The sequence below is a fragment of the Arthrobacter sp. TJ-263 genome (assembly GCF_058269155.1).
On record NZ_JBZCNE010000001.1, the window covers coordinates 758,894 to 778,135 of the forward strand.

The 19,242-nt window shown below is 72.0% G+C and carries 16 protein-coding genes and 1 riboswitch; of the genes, 8 read left to right on the top strand and 8 right to left on the bottom strand.

What is annotated here, in order from left to right; genetic code table 11:
* Positions 1-192: 192 nt before the first annotated feature.
* Positions 193-1,383 carry a signal recognition particle-docking protein FtsY gene (ftsY, locus tag AC4D2F_RS03595; protein ID WP_104165401.1) on the bottom strand — a complete coding sequence of 397 codons (1,191 nt, stop codon included), beginning with the start codon at positions 1,381-1,383 and terminating at the stop codon, positions 193-195.
* 75 nt (positions 1,384-1,458) lie between these two features.
* Here ftsY and AC4D2F_RS03600 point away from each other — a divergent pair, with 75 nt between their 5' ends.
* On the top strand, positions 1,459-2,823 hold the full coding sequence (locus tag AC4D2F_RS03600) for an MFS transporter (RefSeq protein WP_490909509.1): 1,365 nt from the start codon (positions 1,459-1,461) through the stop codon (positions 2,821-2,823).
* Here the strand turns inward: AC4D2F_RS03600 and smc are convergent.
* The gene (gene smc, locus AC4D2F_RS03605; protein ID WP_490909510.1) at positions 2,820-6,425 is read right to left on the bottom strand and encodes a chromosome segregation protein SMC; all 3,606 of its coding nucleotides are present in this window, start codon (positions 6,423-6,425) and stop codon (positions 2,820-2,822) included. The two genes, AC4D2F_RS03600 and smc, sit on opposite strands and share 4 nt — an antisense overlap.
* Before the next feature lie 230 nt (positions 6,426-6,655).
* Here smc and AC4D2F_RS03610 point away from each other — a divergent pair, with 230 nt between their 5' ends.
* Genes AC4D2F_RS03610 through AC4D2F_RS03620 form a run of 3 tightly spaced genes read left to right on the top strand, consistent with a single transcriptional unit; the run spans position 6,656 to position 11,258 of the window.
* The gene (locus AC4D2F_RS03610; protein ID WP_104165406.1) at positions 6,656-7,681 is read left to right on the top strand and encodes a 3-oxoacyl-ACP synthase III; all 1,026 of its coding nucleotides are present in this window, start codon (positions 6,656-6,658) and stop codon (positions 7,679-7,681) included.
* On the top strand, positions 7,675-10,296 hold the full coding sequence (locus AC4D2F_RS03615; protein ID WP_490909511.1) for an alpha/beta fold hydrolase: 2,622 nt from the start codon (positions 7,675-7,677) through the stop codon (positions 10,294-10,296). Before AC4D2F_RS03610 ends, AC4D2F_RS03615 begins: the two co-directional genes overlap by 7 nt.
* Positions 10,293-11,258, top strand: coding sequence for an NAD-dependent epimerase/dehydratase family protein (locus AC4D2F_RS03620; protein WP_490909512.1), 966 nt, complete (start codon positions 10,293-10,295; stop codon positions 11,256-11,258). The genes AC4D2F_RS03615 and AC4D2F_RS03620 overlap by 4 nt, the downstream gene beginning before the upstream one ends.
* A 154-nt stretch (positions 11,259-11,412) precedes the next feature.
* On the opposite strand, the gene AC4D2F_RS03625 is transcribed toward AC4D2F_RS03620, so the two are convergent.
* The 6 genes from AC4D2F_RS03625 to coaD all read right to left on the bottom strand — a co-directional run bounded on the left by AC4D2F_RS03625 (position 11,413) and on the right by coaD (position 15,823).
* Positions 11,413-12,255 carry a C40 family peptidase gene (locus AC4D2F_RS03625; protein WP_490909513.1) on the bottom strand — a complete coding sequence of 281 codons (843 nt, stop codon included), beginning with the start codon at positions 12,253-12,255 and terminating at the stop codon, positions 11,413-11,415.
* Positions 12,256-12,257: 2 nt separating this feature from the next.
* Positions 12,258-12,465: riboswitch (cyclic di-AMP (ydaO/yuaA leader) on the bottom strand.
* 110 nt (positions 12,466-12,575) lie between these two features.
* The gene (gene mutM / locus AC4D2F_RS03630; protein ID WP_490909514.1) at positions 12,576-13,538 is read right to left on the bottom strand and encodes a bifunctional DNA-formamidopyrimidine glycosylase/DNA-(apurinic or apyrimidinic site) lyase; all 963 of its coding nucleotides are present in this window, start codon (positions 13,536-13,538) and stop codon (positions 12,576-12,578) included.
* The gene (gene rnc / locus AC4D2F_RS03635; protein WP_490909515.1) at positions 13,539-14,282 is read right to left on the bottom strand and encodes a ribonuclease III; all 744 of its coding nucleotides are present in this window, start codon (positions 14,280-14,282) and stop codon (positions 13,539-13,541) included.
* A gap of 73 nt (positions 14,283-14,355) precedes the next feature.
* On the bottom strand, positions 14,356-14,559 hold the full coding sequence (gene rpmF, locus AC4D2F_RS03640; RefSeq protein ID WP_043445822.1) for a 50S ribosomal protein L32: 204 nt from the start codon (positions 14,557-14,559) through the stop codon (positions 14,356-14,358).
* A 2-nt stretch (positions 14,560-14,561) separates the two neighbouring features.
* Positions 14,562-15,128, bottom strand: a complete 567-nt coding sequence (locus AC4D2F_RS03645; protein ID WP_104165416.1) for a YceD family protein — start codon at positions 15,126-15,128, stop codon at positions 14,562-14,564.
* A 224-nt stretch (positions 15,129-15,352) separates the two neighbouring features.
* Positions 15,353-15,823, bottom strand: coding sequence for a pantetheine-phosphate adenylyltransferase (gene coaD, locus AC4D2F_RS03650; RefSeq protein WP_490909516.1), 471 nt, complete (start codon positions 15,821-15,823; stop codon positions 15,353-15,355).
* A gap of 78 nt (positions 15,824-15,901) precedes the next feature.
* Between coaD and AC4D2F_RS03655 the strand changes: the two genes are divergently transcribed.
* The 4 genes from AC4D2F_RS03655 to AC4D2F_RS03670 all read left to right on the top strand — a co-directional run bounded on the left by AC4D2F_RS03655 (position 15,902) and on the right by AC4D2F_RS03670 (position 19,202).
* Complete coding sequence (locus AC4D2F_RS03655) at positions 15,902-17,137, top strand: aminotransferase class I/II-fold pyridoxal phosphate-dependent enzyme (protein ID WP_490909517.1); 1,236 nt, start codon at positions 15,902-15,904, stop codon at positions 17,135-17,137.
* Positions 17,134-17,958 (top strand): spermidine synthase, encoded by an 825-nt coding sequence (locus tag AC4D2F_RS03660; RefSeq protein WP_490909518.1) that lies wholly within the window; start codon positions 17,134-17,136, stop codon positions 17,956-17,958. Before AC4D2F_RS03655 ends, AC4D2F_RS03660 begins: the two co-directional genes overlap by 4 nt.
* A gap of 123 nt (positions 17,959-18,081) precedes the next feature.
* Positions 18,082-18,423 (top strand): hypothetical protein, encoded by a 342-nt coding sequence (locus AC4D2F_RS03665; protein WP_490909519.1) that lies wholly within the window; start codon positions 18,082-18,084, stop codon positions 18,421-18,423.
* 176 nt (positions 18,424-18,599) lie between these two features.
* Positions 18,600-19,202: a hypothetical protein gene (locus tag AC4D2F_RS03670; protein WP_490909520.1), complete on the top strand. Its 603-nt coding sequence runs from the start codon at positions 18,600-18,602 to the stop codon at positions 19,200-19,202.
* Positions 19,203-19,242: the final 40 nt, after the last annotated feature.

The window sequence follows — 19,242 nt, forward strand, 5'->3', positions numbered from 1 at the left end:
ACGATCCTTCCAAAGGGGCGGGGACTTCCCGCTCCTCCAGAATGCGATGGACGTGTTTCGATCCCGGGGGCATCGCGTTGCGCGCAGGTTACAGGGCGAGCGCTGGAGTAAAGACCCCGTGTCGATCGTGTTTCCTGCAGGTTTCCCGGCTCCCCGGGCCTTGACGCGGGGCAGGTCGCAGCCCGCTCCGCTCTAGCTGAGGAGGGCGTCGACGAACCCCTCGGCGTCGAACGGCGCGAGATCGTCCGCACCCTCGCCCAGACCGATCAGCTTCACGGGAACGCCGAGGCTGCGCTGGATCGCCACGACGATGCCGCCCTTGGCGGTCCCGTCCAGCTTGGTGAGCACGATGCCGCTGATGTTCACGACCTCCGCGAACACGCGGGCCTGGCTGAGCCCGTTCTGGCCGGTCGTGGCGTCCAGGACGAGGAGCACCTCGTCGACGGTGCCCTGCTTCTCGATCACGCGCTTGACCTTGCCGAGCTCGTCCATGAGGCCCACCTTGTTCTGCAGGCGCCCGGCGGTGTCGATGAGGACGACGTCGACCTCCTGCTCGATGCCGGTCTTGACCGCCTCGAAGGCGACGGACGCGGGATCGGCGCCGTCGACGTCGGACTTGACCGTCGGCACGCCGACGCGCGCGCCCCAGGTGGCCAGCTGCTCGGCGGCGGCCGCACGGAACGTGTCCGCGGCGCCGAGGAGCACGTCCTTGTCGTCGGCGACGAGGACGCGGGCGAGCTTGCCGACGGTGGTGGTCTTGCCTACTCCGTTGACGCCGACCACCATGACGATGGCGGGGCGGTCCGCGTGGCGGTGGGTCGCCAGGGACCGGTCCATGGTGGGGTCGACGAGCTTCACGAGTTCCTCGCGGAGCATGTCCTTGACCTCGGCCGGGCTGCGGCTGCCCGCCACCTTGACGCGCTCACGCAGCGCGTCCACGAGTTCCATGGTGGGCTCGGTGCCGAGGTCCGCCATGAGGAGGGTCTCCTCCACCTCGTCCCAGACGTCCTCGTCGATCCTGTCCCGGGACAGGAGGGCGAGGAGGCCCTTGCCGAGGGCGTTGTTGGACCGCACCAGGCGGGCACGCAGCCGTGCGAGCCGCCCCTGCACCGGGTCGACGGTGTCCAGGCTCGGGGCCGGCGCTTCCTCCAGGCCGCTGAGGTCGTTCGGGACGAGCACGTCCGTCGGGAGTCCGTCGGGCCGTTCCAGGACGTCCGTGGACGTGGCGCCGTGCGCCCCGCCCTCCACCTGGTCATCGGGGTCCCGGGGCGAGGAGTACAGGCCGGGAGGGGTCCGTCTGCCGCGCACGAGGACGACGGCGAGCGAGCCGAGCACGGCGATCGCGAGGATGACGAAGATGACAGGCAGGAGGATGTCGTTCACTGATCCACCTTCTCACACGGCCCTGCGCGCACGGATTGAACCCCGGCGCCGGGGCGGTGACAGAATGCGAGGACCATGGCCGGATTCCCTCGCGTACCCAAGCGCTCCCCCTTCCGCATCCCCCGTCCGGGACACCGGACCGGGGACGGTACCGCACCCGTCGGGGAGCGGCAGCGGATCCCGCGGGAGATCAGGGTCCTCATCGCGGCCGCGTTCGTCATCGCGATCGGGTTCGGCCTCGTGGCGCCGATCCTGCCGCAGTTCGCGCAGAGTTTCGACGTCGGCGTCACGGCGTCGGCGGTGATCGTGAGCGCCTTCGCGTTCACGCGCCTCGTCTTCGCACCTGCAGGGGGCCGGCTCGTGGAGCGGCTCGGCGAACGGCCCGTCTATATCGTGGGGCTGCTCATCGTGGCGCTGTCCACCGCCGCCTGTGCCTTCGCTGCTGACTACTGGCAGCTCCTCGTCTTCCGCGCCCTCGGCGGTATCGGCTCCACGATGTTCACGGTCTCCGCGATGGGCCTGATCGTGCGGCTCGCCCCGCCGGCCATCCGCGGCCGTGTCTCCGGCGCGTATGCCACAGCGTTCCTGCTGGGGAGCATCGGCGGTCCGATCGTGGGCGGCCTGCTCGCCCGCTTCGGCCTGCGGGTGCCGTTCCTGGTCTACGCGGCGGCCCTGCTGGTCGCCTCCGCCGTCGTCTTCTTCCAGCTGAAGGACACCTCGCTCTCGGACCGCACGGCGGCGCGCGGAATGCCGGCCCTGACGGTGCGTGAGGCGGTCACGGACTCCGGGTACCGCGCGGCGCTCGCGTCCAGCTTCGCGAACGGCTGGTCCTCCTTCGGCGTCCGCATGGCGCTCGTGCCGCTCTTCGCGGATGCGGTCCTCGGAGCGGGCACGGAGATCGCCGGCATCTCCCTGGCCTTCTTCGCCGCGGGGACGGCGCTCGCCCTCACGGTGTCCGGCGGGCTCGCCGACTCGCTGGGCCGGCGGCCGCTCGTGATCACGGGCCTCCTCGTGAACGGGGCCGCGATGATCGCGCTCGGCTTCTCCGGGAACGTGGTCGTCTTCCTCGCCCTGTGCGTCGTCGCGGGCCTCGGCACGGGCATCCTCAATCCCGCGCAGCAGGCGGCGGTGGCGGACGTCGTCGGCAACGACCGCAGCGGCGGCAGGGTCCTCGCGACCTTCCAGATGAGCTCCGACTTCGGCGCGATCCTCGGCCCGATCCTCGCCGGCCTCATCATCGACCAGCTCGCCTTCGGCTCCTTCGCCCTCGCCTTCACCGTGACCGGGGTCCTGACCGCCCTCGCCGCCGGGGTGTGGATGCTGTCCCGGGAGACGCTCCCGCGGACGGAGCGCACGGCACCGGACGGGCCCGCCGGCGACGACCCGGGCGCCCGCCGCGCCGGCCCGTCCGCGGAGGAGCAGGGCACCCCGGGGTCCTAGCCGAGGGCGTCCTGCCTCGCGACGCCGATGCGCTGGCTGATGACCGTGGACACGCCGTCGCCGCGCATCGTCACGCCGTAGAGGGCGTCGGCGACCTCCATCGTGCGTTTCTGGTGGGTGATGATGATCAGCTGGCTCGACTCCCGCAGCTCCTGGAAGATCGTGATCAGCCGCCCGAGGTTGGTGTCGTCGAGGGCGGCCTCCACCTCGTCCATGACGTAGAACGGGGAGGGCCGGGCCTTGAAGATCGCGACGAGCAGCGCGACGGCGGTCAGCGACCGTTCGCCGCCCGAGAGCAGCGACAGCCGCTTGATCTTCTTGCCGGCAGGGCGGGCCTCGACCTCGATGCCGGTGGCGAGCATGTCCGCCGGGTCCGTGAGCACCAGCCGGCCCTCGCCGCCCGGGAACAGGGTGGCGAAGACGCGCTCGAACTGTTCGGCGGTGTCCAGGTAGGCAGCCGTGAAGACCTGCTCCACGCGCTCGTCGACCTCCCGGATGATGTCCAGCAGGTCCTTCCGGGTCGCCCTGAGGTCGGCGAGCTGGGTGCTCAGGAACTGGTGCCGCTCCTCGAGCGCCGCGAACTCCTCGAGGGCGAGGGGGTTCACCCTGCCGAGCGCGGCGAGATCCCGTTCGGCCCGCTTCAGCCTCTTCTCCTGCTCCTGGCGCACGAACGGGACGCCCTGCGGCACGGGGTTGCCGTCGTCGTCGACCGGTGCGCGCAGCGCGGCCCACTTGTCCTCCGTCGCCGCGTCCCCCGGTACGGGCAGGTGCGGCCCGAACTCGTCCACGAGGTGGTCCGGGGTGAGGCCGAGCTCCTCGATGGAGCGGTTCTCGAGCGCCTCGATCCTCAGGCGCTGCTGGGCGCGGGCGAGCTCGTCCCGGTGCACCGAGTCCGTGAGCCGTGCCAGTTCGACGCCGAGGGCTGCGTTGGACCCCCGCACCTCCTGGAGGTCGGCATCCTGCTGCGCGCGCAGCCGCTCGGCAGCGTCACGCTGGTCCGCCGCAACGGCCACGGACCGCGCCGCGCGCTGCTCCGCCCGCCGCGCCGCCGCGGCGACCGCCACGGCCCGGACGGCCCGGACCTCACGGATCCTCGCCTTCTCCGCCGCCTCCTCCCGTGCGCGGCGTTCGGACTGCGCCGCGCGTTCGAGCGATGCGGCCCGGTTCCCGAGCGCGGCGAGCTGTTCCTCCCGGCTGCGCAGCGCGAGGCGGGCCTCGAGCTCGGCCTGGCGGGCATCCGCCGCGGCGCGCCGCAGGGCGTCGCGGTGCTCGCTCGAGGGCTCGGCCTCCACGGGCTGCTCCTGGAGGTCCGACAGCCGCTCGGCGGCCTCCCGCAGCCGTGCCTCCTCCTGCGCGAGATTGGCCTCGGCCGCACGCACGAGGACGGCCAGCCGCTCGGCCTCCCCGCCCGCGGACCGGAGCTCGCCGTGCAGCCGGCCGAGCTTCTCGGCGACCGCGGCCATCCGCGCGTCGGACTCGTGCAGGCGCTCGAGCGCGGCGTCGACGCGGTGCTGCGCTTCCTGCCGGCGGGTCCGCGCCGCGGTCAGGCGGAACCGGAGCCGGTCGGCGGCGGTGGAGGTCCGGGCCAGCTTCTCCTCCGTGTCCTCGACGGCGGCCCGCCGTTCGAGGTATCCCGCCGCACCCGGGGTGCCCCCGCGGGCCGTGTGGCGGGACAGGACGTCGCCGTCGTGGGTGACCGCCGTCCGGGCGGTGCCGTCCTCGACGGCACGACGCGCCGCCCCGAGATCCGCGACCACCACCACGCCGTCGAGCAGCGCGGCCACGGCCGGCTGCAGCGCGGGCGGGGCGGTCACGAGGGCGAGCGCGGGGACGACGGCGGAGCCGGGTCCCGGTCCCGCGCCCGCCTTGTCCGGCCGGGTGGCCGCACCGGGTCCGGAGGCGACGACGAGCGAGACCTGGCCGGCGTCGTCGCGCTTCATGAGCTCCACCGCCCGCTCCGCCGCCGCGATGCTCCCGACGGCGACGGCGTCGGCGGAGCCGGCGAGCGCCGCGACGACTGCCTTCTCGAAGCCCGGCACCACGTGCAGGAGCTGGGCGAGCGGCTCCAGCACGCCGTCGAGCCCGGCGGCGAGGAGGGCCGCGGAGCCGTCGCGCTGCTGCAGACCCTCGCGCTGCGCCTCGAGCCGCGCGGCCAGGGCACCACGCTCCCGCTCCGTGGCACGCTCCTCCTCCACGAGCGCTGCCACGTCCTCGGTGAGGGAGCGGAGGACCTCCGACGCCGCCTCGTACTCCGCATCGAGGCCCTCCTCGCCCTCCTCGTCCCCCGCGACCCGGCCCTCGAGCGCCTGGAACTCGCGCTCGGCGGTCCGCCGTCGTTCCTCGGCCGCGGTGATGGACGCGCGCAGGCGCCCGAGCTCGGCGACCGCGGACTCGACGCGGGAGCGAGCCGCGCCCACCGCGCCTGCGAGCCTGGCGTCTCCCTCGCGCCGGTCCGCGGCGGCCCGCAGGAGGAGCGCGAGCCTCGCATCCTCGGCGGCCGATGCCTCCTCCGCGGTGCGACGGGCCGCGAGGGTCTGCTCGAGGGCGTGACGGAGGGAGGCCACCTCCTCCTCCAGCCCGGCGACCTCCGCCCGGACGCGCCCGGCCTGCCGGTCGAGGTGGTCGGGATCGCGCCCCCGGTCCGGCTCGACTGCCTGCCCGAGGAGGTGTCCGCGGTCCTCGGCGCGCGTGGCCAGGGCGCCGAGCTTCTCCCGGGCGCTCGAGAGCGCGTACCAGGCCTCGCGTGCCCGGTCGAGCGCGGGGACGGACGCGGCCGCGGCCTGCTCGAGGTCCGCCTGCCGCTCCTGGCCGACGCCGAGCAGCGTCCCGATCTCGTCGCGGCGCGCCTGCAGGGCGGCCTCGGCCGCGGTGTCCCGCTCGAACCCGGCACGCAGGCCCACGAGCTCGTCGGCGAGCAGGCGCGACCGCGCGTCCCGTACCGCGAACTGCACCTGCTGGGCCCGCCGGGCGACCTCGGCCTGCTTCCCGAGCGGGGTGAGCTGGCGGCGCAGCTCCCCCGTGAGATCGGACAGCCGTGCGAGGTTCGTCTCCATCGCGTCGAGCTTCCGCACGGTCTTCTCGCGCCGGCGGCGGTGCTTGAGGATCCCCGCGGCCTCCTCGATGAAGCCCCGCCGTTCCTCGGGTGTGGCATGCAGCACCTTGTCCAGCTGGCCCTGGCCGACGATGACGTGCATCTCGCGGCCCAGCCCGGAGTCGGAGAGGAGCTCCTGGATGTCGAGGAGGCGGCAGCTCCTGCCGTTGATGGCGTACTCGGAGCCGCCCGCCCGGAAGAGCGTGCGGGAGATCGTCACCTCGGCGTACTCGATGGGCAGGGCGCCGTCGGCGTTGTCGATGGTGAGCGACACCTGGGCGCGCCCGAGCGGGGCCCGGCCGGTCGTCCCGGCGAAGATGACGTCCTCCATCCGGCCGCCGCGGAGCGTCTTGGCCCCCTGCTCGCCCATGACCCACGCCAGCGCGTCGACGACGTTCGACTTGCCTGACCCGTTGGGGCCGACGACGGCGGTGACGCCCGGCTCGAAGTCGAAGGTGGTTGCCGAGGCGAAAGACTTGAACCCTCGCACGGTTAGACTCTTCAGATGCACGGTGGCAGGCTCTCCAGATGGGGTAGGACCTACCTAATCTACCGGAGTACACCGACGGTATCGGTAGCAGGTAGCCAGGACGTCCGTCCCGGACGCCTCCGGAATGACCGCCGCAGTATTACCAAGTAGGCTTACGAAAGTTTCAGCAGTATCCGAAGGCGTCCAGGCTGACCCATTCGTGGGTCCTTCCCGGCCACAGACCGGCGCTATCAGTTGACGAGGCAGGAAATTTGACCGGTAACGCGACCTTCCGACATGACAACACGGCCTTGCTCGCCGTCACGACTGTGGAGGCGCCGGTAGTCGTCAGTTCCGCAGAGTTCGACGAACGGCTCGCCCCCAGCCTGAAGAGGCTGCGCCTCTCCAAGCGGCTCCTCGAGCGCGTCGCGGGCGTCACCGAACGCCGGTGGTGGTCTCCCGGCTCCGACTTCGACGACGCCGCCATCGAGGCCGGCGCCAAGGCGATGGCCGAGGCGGGCATCGAGCCGGGCGAGGTGGGCCTCCTCATCAACACCTCGGTGACGCGGCGCAACCTCGAGCCGTCCGTCGCCGTGAAGATCCACCACTCGCTCGGCCTCCCCTCCTCGGCCATGAACTTCGACCTGGCCAACGCCTGCCTCGGGTTCGTCAACGGCATGACCCTCGCGGCGAACATGATCGACTCGGGGCAGATCAAGTACGCGCTGATCGTCGCGGGCGAGGACGCCCAGAAGACCCAGGAAGCCACCTTCCGGCGGCTCAACCGGGAGGACTCGACGCGCCAGGACTTCCTCAGCGAATTCGCGACCCTCACGCTCGGTTCCGGGGCGGCCGCCGCCGTCCTCGGCCCCGCGGATCTGCACCCGGGCTCGCACCGGATCCTCGGCGGCGTCTCCCGCGCCGGGACCGAGCACCACGAACTCTGCGTCGGCGGGATCGACGGCATGTACACCGACACCAAGGGCCTGCTCGAAGGCGGCCTGGACCTCGTGGTCACCGCGTGGCACGAGGCGCAGGCGGACGGCTGGGCGTGGGACTCCATGGACCGCTACGTCACCCACCAGGTCTCCAATTCCTATACCAACGCGATCATCAAGGCCGTCGACCTCGAGCGCGATCGGGTGCCGATCACCTTCCCGCACTGGGGCAACGTCGGGCCTGCGTCCCTGCCCATGACCCTCGCCCAGGAAGCCTCGTCCCTGAGATCCGGGGACCGCGTCCTGTGCCTCGGCGTGGGGTCCGGACTGAACACGTCGATGATGGAGATTGCGTGGTAGCACTCCCCGGCGTCGACCCCTCCTGGTCGACGTACATCGACGTGCCCTCGACCAGCGGGGCGGACCGCCCCGGCACCAGTCATCGCTGGCACTACCTCGACAACGGCGCCGACCTCGCCGACAGCACGGTCCGGGGGACACTGCTCTGCGTCCACGGCAATCCCACCTGGTCCTACCTGTGGCGGACCTACCTGGCGGCCGGCCGCGCCGCGGGCTGGCGCGTCGTCGCCGTGGACCAGCTCGACATGGGCTACTCCGAGCGGACGGGCGTGTTCCGGCGGCTGGCCGACCGCATCACCGACCTCGAGGACTTCGCGGCCGCCGTCGGGCTCACCGGTCCCGTGGTCACCGTGGGGCACGACTGGGGCGGCGTGGTCAGCCTCGGCTACGCCGACCGGAACCGGGAGGACCTGGCCGGCGTCGTCCTCACGAACACCGCCATCCACCAGGACGCGGACCGTCGCATCCCCGCACCGCTCAGGCTCGCCCTCGCCCCGGGCGTCCACGGCCTCGGCACCCGGACCACGAGCGCGTTCCTCGACGTGACCCTCGCCCTCGCCCGGCCCGCCCTCGCCCCGGACGTGCGCCGCGCCTTCCGGGACCCGTACCGCACCGCCGCCGACCGCCAGGGCATCGCGCACTTCGTCTCGGACATCCCCGCGGATCCGTCGCATCCCAGCTACCCGGCCCTGACCGCGACGGCCGAGGGCATCCGCAGCCTGGACGTCCCCGTGCTCATGATGTGGGGACCGCACGACCCGATCTTCTCGGACCCCTACCTGGAGGACCTCGCTCGCCGGCTCCCCCGGGCCGACGTCCACCGCTTCGAGCATGCGGGCCATCTCGTGCAGGAGGACGTCGACACGGCGTCGACGGCCCTGCAGTGGCTGGCCGAACGGTCGGTCGGGCACCCCGCGCCCCGTGTTGACGTCCCGCCGCGCGATGATGCGCCCTACGTCCCGCTCGGCCGGCGGCTCACCGACCTGGCCGCCGGGCCGGACGCCGCACGGACCGCCGTCGCGGAGATGAAGCCCTCCGGCCCGCCCCGGACCCTGTCCTGGCGGGAGCTCGACGACGACGTCGCCGCCGTCGCCGCCGGCCTGACCGCGCTCGGCTACGGTCCCGGCAGCCGCGTGAGCCTCCTCGTCCCGCCCGGCGTGGATCTGACCGTGCTCATCTACGCCTGCCTGCGCATCGGTGCCGTGATCGTCGTCGCCGACGCCGGCCTCGGCGCCCGTGGACTCAGCCGTGCCGTGAAGGGGTCGGCGCCCGACGTCGTCATCGGCATCGAACGCGCCCTGGTCGCGGCCCGCGCCTTCGGGTGGCCCGGACGGCGCATCAGTGCCGCTCCCCTGTCCCCGGCCAGGCGCAGGGCACTGCGCGTGGAGGCCTCGCTCAACGACCTGCGCGCCGCACGCCCGGCCCGGTCCGCCGTGGAGGCGCCCGCCGCCGACGCCGACGCCGCCATCCTCTTCACCTCGGGCTCCACGGGCCCCGCGAAGGGCGTCGTCTACACGCACCGGCAGCTCTCCGCCATGCGGGACGCCGTCGCGGCGACCCTCGGCCTCGGCGAGGGTGCCTCGCTCGTCGCGGGCTTCGCGCCGTTCGCGCTGCTCGGCCCGGCACTCGGGGCCACCTCCGTCACCCCGGCCATGGACGTCACGGCCCCCAGGACGCTGACCGCGCAGGCGCTGTCCGACGCCGCGGCCGCGATCGACGCGACCGTCGTCTTCGCCTCACCGGCCGCCCTGCGCAACGTGCTCGCCACCGCCGGTGCGCTCACCGACGTGGGCAGGACGGCCCTCGGCCGGATCTCCCTGCTGCTCTCGGCCGGAGCGCCGATCCCCGTCCCGCTCCTCGAAGCCGTCCAGGACCTCGTGCCGTCGGCCGCCCTGCACACGCCCTACGGCATGACGGAATCCCTCCTCGTCGCGGACATCGACCTCGCGGGCATCCGTCGCGCGTCGGCTGACGCGCGGGACGGGCTCGACGGCGCCGGCGGCGGGGTGTGCGTCGGCCTCCCCGTGCACGGCGCCCGCGTCGCCGTCAGTCCGCTCGACGACGACGGTGCGGCGACGGGCGAGGCGACGACGGCGCCCGGGCGGACCGGCGAGATCCTCGTCGACGCCCCCCACGTCAAGGACCGCTACTTCCGGCTGTGGAGGACGCAGCGCGAGTCCGCGCGGACTCCCCCGTGGCACCGGACCGGCGACGTCGGCCACTTCGACGCCGAGGGGCGCCTGTGGGTCGAGGGCCGGCTCGGCCACATCATCACGGCGGCCTCCGGCGTCCTGACGCCCGTCGCCCTGGAGCAGTCGCTGGAGACGATCGACGGCGTCCGGCTGGCTGCCCTCGTGGGCGTCGGACCCGCCGGCACCCAGGCCGTCGTCGCGGTCCTCGAGACGGACGCCGCAGGACGGCGCCCGGCCCTGGCGGATGCTCCGCTCACGGAGGCGGCACGGGCTGCCGCGCTGAGGCACGGTGTCGGCCTCGCCGCGGTCGTCGCCGTTCCCTCCCTCCCGGTGGACATCCGGCACAACGCGAAGATCGACCGCACGCGCATCGCGCAGTGGTGCAGCCGGTTCCTCTCCGGTGCCCGCGCGGGGTCCCTGTGACGGTCCTCGTCACCGGTGCGAGCGGGATGCTGGGGCGCGCCGTCGCCGAACACCTCGTCGCCTCCGGGGAGGAGGTCCGGTGCCTCCAGCGCCGGCCATCCTCCGTGTCCGGCGCGCAGGACGTCCTGGGCTCGATCACCGATCCGGACGCCGTCGCCTCAGCGGTCCAGGACTGCCGCGCCGTGATCCACCTGGCGGCGAAGGTCTCCTTCACCGGGGCTTCCGCCGAGTTCGACCGCACCAACATCGACGGGACCCGGATCCTGCTGGACGCCGCCCATGCGGCCGGGGTCACCGACGTCGTCCACGTGTCCTCGCCGTCCGTGGCACACGCCGGCTCCTCGCTCGTCGGTGCTCCCGCCGGCCCCGCGGACCCGGCGCACGCGCGCGGGGACTACGCCCGGACCAAGGCCGCGGCCGAGCTGCTCGCCCTGGGTCGCTCGACGCCGGCGTTCCGCGTCGCCGCGGTGCGGCCGCACATCGTGTGGGGCCCCGGCGACACCCAGCTGGTGGAACGCGTGATCGAGCGCGCACGGCACGGACGCCTGCCCCTGCTCGACGGCGGCACGGCCCTGATCGACACGACCTACGTGGACAATGCGGCCTCGGCCATCGTCGCGTGCCTGCGGCGCATGGATGCGGCGCAGGGCCGGGCCCTCGTCGTCACCAACGGCGAGCCGCGCCCCATCGCCGAACTGCTCGGCGGGATCTGCCGCGCAGGCGGCGTGGAGCCACCCGCCTGGTCCGTCCCGGGAGCACTGGCTCGCGGCGCGGGATCCGTGATCGAACGGGCCTGGCTGCGGCTCGGCAGGACGGACGAGCCTCCCATGACCCGCTTCCTGGCGGAACAGCTCTCGACCGCGCACTGGTTCGACCAGCGGGATACGCGCAGCGTGCTCGACTGGCGCCCGTCCGTGAGCGTCGATGAAGGGCTCGAGCGCCTGGCGGCGTACTACCGCTGAGGCTCTCCGCCTGAGTGCGCGGGTGTCGCCGTCGACCACCCACCCCACGTGCACGACGTGCTCCCACCGGATACGCGGAAGGACGGGATGCGTGATGCATCCCGTCCTTCCGACCGTCTCACTGGTGGCGCCGGCCGTACGGCCGGCGGCTCAATTAGCGGGTGTAGTAACCATCCACGGACATGGCGTTGACCGAGTGGACCACGGTGCCCTGCGAGGGGTTCAGGGCGCTGACCATCTGGCCGTTGCCGAGGTAGATCCCCACGTGGCTGCCACCGTTCTGGCTCACCAGGTCACCCGGCTGGGGGTTGCTGGTGGGCGTCATGGCAGCGAACTGGGCCCAGGTGGTGCGCGGCAGGTTGACGCCGTTCTGGGCGTAGGCCCACTGCACGAAGGCCGAGCAGTCCCAGGCACCGAAGGAGGTCCCGCCATACACGTAGCCCGAGCCGACGCCCTGCATCGCCGCTCCGACGACGCCGCCGTTACCCACAGGGGTGATCGACGGGGTGGACTGGAAGCTGACTGCGGGGGTCGCTGCCGGAGCAGCGGCAGGCGCTGCGGCGGGGGCCGCGGCGGGGGCCGCGGCAGGCACGGCGACGATCGATGCCGACTGCACGGAGTACTGCGCGGGAGCAGCGGAACCGCCGAGGGAGATCGACTGGCCGGGGTAGATCACCGAGGCGGAGCCGAGTCCGTTCGCCGCGAAGAGGCTGTCGACGCTCAGTCCGTGCATCGCCGCGATGGACCCGAGGGTATCGCCGGCCTGCACGGTGTGGGTGCCTGCGGCAGCAGTGGAGGCTGCGGCCGGCTGGGTGCTGATCTCGCCTGCGGCGTTCGCGGGAAGCGATGCGCCGAACATGATGCCCGAAGCGACGGCGACGGCGGCGGCAGGCTTGCCGGCGACGGAGGCGCTTGCGGAGACGGCGCGGGATGCCGTGATGAAGGGGTTGATGCGCGTGGGGACGGCCCGGTGGCGCGCGAAATTGCTCTTGGACATGTTGATGCCTTTCCCAATGCCTGCGAAGTTAGCTGTCGGGTTCGGATGGGACATCCGGACACGCTTGCTACAGACCATCGCCCCCAGCGCTGGTCTGCGCGTGTCTTTACCCCTAGGACCCGTGATCGGGTCCGCTAGTGGTTCCCCCGCCCCTGTCGAATGTGTAGTGCGAACGGTCCGTCCTCATCGACAGGGTTAGGCAGTGTGAGGATGGGCGCCCATCCGTTGTGGATCGGACGCGAGACTAACCGTACCGGTTGGTAATACCTGTTGTCACATTTAGATCACGAGGCGAATATCACCTTTTTCTGCCTAACGGATCAGAACCGTGCTTTGCGCGGGCGCGGCTGGCAGATCGGGCACAGGTAGGACGACCTGTTCATGAACGATTCGCGGCGCAGCAGCGTGGTCCGCCCCTCGGACGCGCAGCGGCGGCATGGCCGGCCCTCCCGCCCGTAGGCCTCCAGATCGCGCGCGAAGTAGCCCGATGCACCGTTCACGTTGACGTACAGGGAGTCGAAGCTGGTGCCACCGGCCGCCAGCGCCCGTTCCATCACGGAGGTGACGGCGTCGACGATGCGCCGGGTGTCGGGCCGGCGCATGGTGTCCGTGGGGCGCGCGTAGTGGAATCCGGCCGCCCAGAGCGCCTCGTCGGCGTAGATGTTGCCGATCCCGGAGATGAGCCCCTGGTCGAGCAGGGCCCGTTTCAGGCCCGTCCTGCGCCCGCGGAGGCGTTCGTGGAAGGCATCCGTGGAAAATCCGGGGTCGAGGGGATCGCGCGCGATGTGCGCAGCCTGGTGGGGAACGAGTGGCAGGTCGGAGGCGCCGAGCCCGCCGGGCAGGCCGTCCGGTGTCGGCTCCAGCTCCGCGACGAACATCCCGCCGAAGATCCGCTGGTCGACGAACCGCAGCTCGCCCGGCAGGGCGGCGCCGTCGTCGTCGACCGCCGGGGAGAGCGCGAGGCGGACCTTCAGGTGCTTCTCGAGGGGGGCGTCGGGTTCCTCGACGAGGAGTTGCCCGCTCATCCCGAGGTGCGCCATCAGTGCGACGTGCGGGCGATCACCGGGTCGGGCCGCGTCCTCGAGGATCATCCACAGGAACTTCCCCCGGCGCACGACGTCGCTGACGCGGGCACCCTCGAGGGTGCCCACGAAGTCCTCGACGCCGTCGACGTGCCGCCGGAGGGATCGGGGATCCAGGACGTCCACGGATCCGATGGTGCGGCCCGCCACCCAGCGTGCGAGGCCCCGTCGGACGACCTCGACCTCGGGGAGTTCAGGCACTCAGGGTCCGTCGGGCACCGCGGTGGTGCCGGTGCTGTCGGCGGGGCCGGGCGGCAGGGGGTCCAGGGGCACCGCGAGCGTCTTCCAGGACTCGGCCGCGGCCGCCTGCTCGGCTTCCTTCTTGGAGTTCCCGCACCCGGAGCCGTACTCAATGCCACCGATCAGCAGGCGGGCCGTGAACGTCCGGGCGTGATCGGGTCCCGTCCCGTCGACCCGGTAGTCGATCGTCCCGAGCCGCCGACCGGCCGCGGTCTCCTGGATGCGGGTCTTCCAGTCGGTCCCCTCACCGAGCACCGCCGCATCGCGCAGCAGCGGTCCGATGAGCCGCATGACCATGGCGCGGGCCGTCTCGATGCCGTGGCTGAGGTAGGCGGCCCCGATGACGGCCTCCATGGTGTCCGCCAGGATCGAGGCCTTGTCCCGCCCGTTCGTCAGCTTCTCCCCCTGGCCCAGCAGCACGTAGCTGCCGAGGTCCAGGGTGCGGGCCACCCCCGCGAGTGCCTTCGTGCTGACGACGGCTGAGCGCCTCTTCGCGAGGTCCCCCTCGGACAGATCCGGGTGGTCCCGGTACAGCGCGTCGGTGACCGCCAGCCCGAGCACCGAGTCGCCGAGAAACTCCAGGCGCTCGTTCGTCGGGATCCCGCCCTTCTCGTAGGCGTAGGAGCGGTGCGTGAGGGCAAGACGAAGCGTCCCGGCATCGATATCGACACCGAGACGCTTCGTGAGGTCTTCCGTATTCTTCACAACTGCATCAACCGATCCAGCATCGGACGGGCGCCGGCAGGCTCGAGACCTGCCCTGCGGCGCGGGTCCGTTGTCAGACGTCGGCTACCTTGCGGCCCTTGTACTCGAGGAACAGCGGGGTGCCGGCGGAGTCGGTGACAACCTTGGCCTGGTGGGCGAGGCTGTAGGTGACGCGGCCGTTCTCGAGGGTCTTGACCAGCTTGGGGGCGGTTGCCTTCCACTGGGACCGGCGTGCGCGGGTATTCGCGCGGGACATTTTCCGTTTCGGGACAGCCACGGCTAACTCTCTTCCTTCTCGTCTGACTCTGACTTGGGTGCCGCGTTCTGCTCGGCGGCGGTGCCCGTCAGCCCGGCGAGGGCTGACCAGCGAGGATCCAAAACTTCATGGTGGTGGTCAGGATCATCATTGAGCCGGGCTCCGCATTCGGAGCACAGACCTTGGCAATCCTCCCGGCACACCGGCTGGAATGGCAGTGACGTAACCACAGCATCCCTCAACACGGGTTCCAGATCGACCGAATCGTTCTCCACCCTGTGCTGTTCTTCTTCCTCTTCCACCGACAGCGACGCGGAGTCGCTGTAGAAGAAGAGCTCCTGGATCTCCACGTCGCGGTCGAACCGCAGTGGCTCCAGGCACCGGCCGCACTCGCCGGTTACTTCGACGTTCGCCGTTCCCGATACCAGGATTCCCTCGTGCACCGATTCGAAGCGCAGATCCAGTTCCATGTCGGAACCCTCCTGCACTCCGATCAGGGCTACGCCGAAATCCTTGGGTACCGGTGCATGTTCTTCGATTGTCCGCATGCTTCCCGGACTGCGCCCGAGATCCTTGACACTGAAAGTCAAAGGCGAACTGAGATCGCTTTTAATGGTGACTCCTGTAGAACATATGACCGACGTACCATCCTAGCCTGATCCGGCGGGCAGGCCCAAAACGGGCGGGACGTCTAGGCTCGGACCGTGATGTCCGAATCCCCGCCCCCTGCACGGCGTCGACGCCTCCCGCGGGTCCTGCGCACGGCGGCCGGCCTGCGCCCGCCCCGTCTGAGGACCGGGCCCGCGGGCCGGGATCAGGACGTCCGCAGGTGCTTGTTCACCGCGTCCGGGACGAAGGGCGTGACGTCCCCGCCGAGTGACGCCACCTCCTTCAGGAGGGTCGAGGAGACGTGCGCGAACTCGGTGTCCGTCGGCAGGAACACGGTGTCGATGTCGGCCAGGTGACGGTTCATGGTGGCCATGGGGAGTTCGTAGTCGAAGTCGAGGCCGGACCGCAGCCCCTTCACGAGGGCGCCGGCCCCGTGCTCCCGGCAGAAGTCCGCGAGCAGGCCCTCACCCATCGGGAGCACCGTCACCCCGGGCAGGTGCGCCAGGCTTTCCGCGCAGAAGGCCATGCGCTGATCGAGGGCGAAGCGGTACGTCTTCGCGTAGTTCGTCGAGACCGCGACGATCACCTCGTCGAACAGCCGCGCGGCACGGCTGATGACCTCGAGGTGGCCATTGTGGAGGGGGTCGAAGGATCCGGGGCAGACGGCGCGGCTCATCCCCCCACGGTACCCAGTCCCGGGGTTCCTCGGCGGACCGGGCGGGCCCCCGGCGGTGGGAGCGGTGATACTGGTGGGATGACGACAGACGCTCAGACTCCTTCCCCGCGGGGTATCGGCGGGGCGCCGTGGATGCGGGCGGCGCGCGGCGCGAACCTGCTCGGCGACGACGGCCGGCTCGGCATCACGATCTTCGAGGAGGTCACGGCCCTCGCGCAGCAGCATGACGCGGTCAACCTCGGCCAGGGCTTCCCGGACGAGGACGGTCCGCGGGAGATCCTGGACGCGGCACGGGCCGCCATCGCCGGCGGGGCCAACCAGTACGCACCGGGCCAGGGGCTCGCGGTGCTGCGCGACGCGATCGCCGCACACCAGGAGCGCTTCTACGGCCTCACGGTGGACCCCCGGACCGAGGTGATCGTCAGCACGGGCGCCACCGAGTCCATCGCCGCCGCGATCCTCGCGTTCGCCGGCCCCGGGGACGAGGTGCTGACCTTCGAACCGTTCTACGACTCCTACGGCGCCGTGATCGGCCTCTCCGGCGCGACACACACCACGGCCCCGCTGCGCGCGCCGGACTTCCAGCCCGACGCCGCGAGCCTCGAGGCGGCGTTCAGCGAGCGCACGAGGATCGTCGTCGTCAACAATCCGCACAACCCGACGGGCAGCGTCTTCACCCGCCCCGCCCTGGAGCTGATCGTGCGGCTGGCGGAGCGCTACGACGCGATCATCGTGACCGACGAGGTGTACGAGCACCTCACCTTCGGCGTGGAGCACGTGCCGATCGCGTCCCTGCCCGGGGCGGCCGGACGCACCCTGAGCATCTCCTCCGCCGGCAAGACGTTCTCCGTGACGGGCTGGAAGATCGGCTGGCTCAGCGGACCGGCCGAGCTCGTGGCCCAGGTGCGCACCGTCAAGACCTTCCTCACCTACACCTCGGGCACGCCGTTCCAGGGCGCGGTCGCGCAGGGCCTGGCGCTGCCCGACGCGTTCTTCGCCTCGATCGCGGGCACCCTGCGGAAGAAGCGCGATCTGCTGGGCGAGGGCCTCCGCGCGGCCGGCTTCGACGTGTTCGAGCCGGAGGGCACCTTCTTCACCATGGTGGACGCCGCACCGCTGGGCATCGAGGACGCCACGGACCTCGCGCGCCGCCTGCCCGCCCTGATCGGCGTCGCGGCGATCCCCGTGGCGATGTTCTGCCACCCCGAGGGCGCCGGGCAGACCCGGTCCCTGCTCCGCTTCGCGTTCTGCAAGAAGTTCGACGTGATCGAGGAGGGCGCGCGGCGCCTGGCGACCCTGCGGGAGCGGGTGTGAGCAGCGAGCGGGCACCGGAGCCTGCGCAAGGGGACGGGGAATTCGAGGTGCCCACCCGCTGGCTTCCGGGGACGGGCGCGTACGCGGAGATCGACGAGGACGCCTACATCGAGGGCGCCCTGATCCTCAGCATCGGCGGCGCCCAGCAGTCCCATGTGGACATGCTGCATCCCGGCCGGGTCTTCTACGAGTACCTGCAGCGCATCGCCAACGTCATCGACCTCGCGGCACCCCCGGGTGCTCCCCTGCGGGTCCTGCACCTCGGCGCCGGGGCCCTGACCCTCGTCCGCTACGTCCAGGCCACCCGGCCCGGCTCCCGGCAGGTGGCCGTGGACCTGGAGGCCGAGCTGATCGACTTCGTCCTCGAGGCGATGCCGCTGCCGGAGGGCACGTCCTGCGAGATCGTCGTCGGAGACGCCGCAGACGCGGTGCTCGAGCAACCCGACGCGGCCTTCGACGTCGTCGTGCTGGACATCTTCGCCGGAGCGGACGCGCCCGCCCACCTGACCGGCCCGGACTTCGCGGCGCATCTGCTGCGGGTGTGCGCCGAGGACGGCGTGGTGCTGGTGAATGTCGGCGATGACCCCCCGCTCGCCTTCGCCCGCGCCCAGAGCCGCCAGCTCTCCTCCCTCGCGCCGGCCACCGCGGTCCTCACCGAGGCCGCCATGGTGGGCGGCGAGCAGGCGGGGAACGTCGTCGTCGCCGCCCGCCGCGCGGCGTGGCCGGCCGCCTGGACCCGGGCGCTGCGTGCCGCCGGACCCCATCCCGCAGCCGTCCTGGTGGGCCCGGACCTCGCGCATTTCGAGCAGCTTCCAACCTAGCCCGCCACGGGAGGGCGGGGCTGTCAAGGAGAATTCCGCGCTGCACTGTCCCGGCGTTCCTCGTAGCCTGAAGAGGCTGAAGCAGTTTGGCTCGGACCCTTCCCGTCCCTCGGAGACCTGGCCATGAGCCACAAACTGCGCATCACCATCCACCTGGACCTCGAGCTCCGCCTGGCGCACATGGAAATCCATGGGTGCCTCACGGAGGAGAACCACCGGGCACTCCTGCCGGTCGTCAGGCGCTGCTTCCGCATCCTGCAGGAGCCCTGCGTCGTGATCGATACGAGCAAGGCCCAGCACATCGACACCGAGGGCATCGACGCGCTCCGCCGCCTGGGCGTCGGCCGGGCCGACCAGGCTGCCTTCGACTTCCCCGGGTCCTGCTCCCTGGTGGTACCGGACGACCTCCCGGTATGCCCCGCCCGTGCCCCGCGGTTCCACGGCAGCCACCGATACGCGTCATGACCGGCGGCCCGTCGGCGCCTTCCCGCAAGGCCCATCCGCAGGCCGCGCCCGCACGAAGTACCCGTACAGGGGTGGCGCGGACGACGGCGGTACGCTGGTCGGGAAGGTGGGCGTTCCAGGAGTGCCGGTAGCCCCACCGATGATTTGCAGCACTGCATGACGGGGAGGAGACGCGCATGGCCGACGGCGTCCTCCCCTATCTCCGGGCCCTCACCCTCGTCTCGCTCATCCTGTCGGTGTCCGCGGCATCCCACGTCCTCGCCGCCGGGCACCTGCCGCACCTCGGGGTGATCCTGCTGCTCGGCGCGCTCCTCCTGGTCCCGGTGATGCTGCTCACCCGGCGTGCGCTCTCCTTCCGTGCGGCGCTGCTCGCCATGGGCGCCGGGCAGCTGCTCCTGCACACCCTCTTCGGTATGACGGCCGCGCCCGCCGTCTGCCGGAGCTCCTCCGCGATGCCCGGCCACCACGCGGCCTTCGAGCTCGCCTGCTCGCCGGCCGTGCAGGACCAGCTGGGCGCCGCCTCCGGGGGCCTCGCGATGCTGCTGCTGCATGCACTCGCCACGGTGATCCTGGCCGTCGCGGTGTCCCGCAGCGACCACGCCCTCGAGCTCCTCCGCGCATGGCTCCGTCCGCTGTTCGTCCGCCCGGCGCTCGCCCCGCCGGCTCCGGCGCGCCGCCGCCCCGTCCAGGACGTCCCTGCGCCCGTCGCCCCGCTGTCGGTGCACGCCTCGGTGCCGACGCTGCGCGGGCCGCCGTGCACCTCCGCGCTGCCGATCTGACCCCGGACGTCCTGCGGACCCCCGGGCGACGGCGGCGCGT